Source organism: Gilvimarinus sp. 1_MG-2023, assembly GCF_030548285.1.
This window is the reverse complement of the sequence record NZ_JAUOSC010001888.1, coordinates 1-230: the sequence shown is the minus strand read 5'-3', so window position 1 is coordinate 230 and position 230 is coordinate 1. Positions and strand designations below refer to the sequence as shown.

The following is a 230-nucleotide window of genomic DNA, read 5'->3' as shown; positions in this document are numbered from 1 at the left end:
GGTTTTGACTGGTCACGCGCTCTGGCTCGGAGCGGGTTTCGTCCAGCCCCCATGCCTGCGCCGCTAAAATCACGTTAACGGCTTGCACCAGGTTCAGCGCCTGGCTGTTACGATCAGATCGGGGCGCGTCTTTGGTGACGACAAAGGCACCCCAGCGCAGCGGCGCGAACGTGCTGCCTTCGTTGATGGGCTGACCAACCCCTAAGCAAGCGATATACACAGCCGGGCAA

1 protein-coding gene is annotated in these 230 nt (G+C 61.3%); it reads right to left on the bottom strand.

Going from position 1 to position 230, the window contains the following annotated elements; translation table 11 throughout:
- Positions 1-230: hypothetical protein (locus tag Q4563_RS23255; RefSeq protein ID WP_303606232.1), on the bottom strand; the 230-nt coding region annotated here is incomplete at both ends.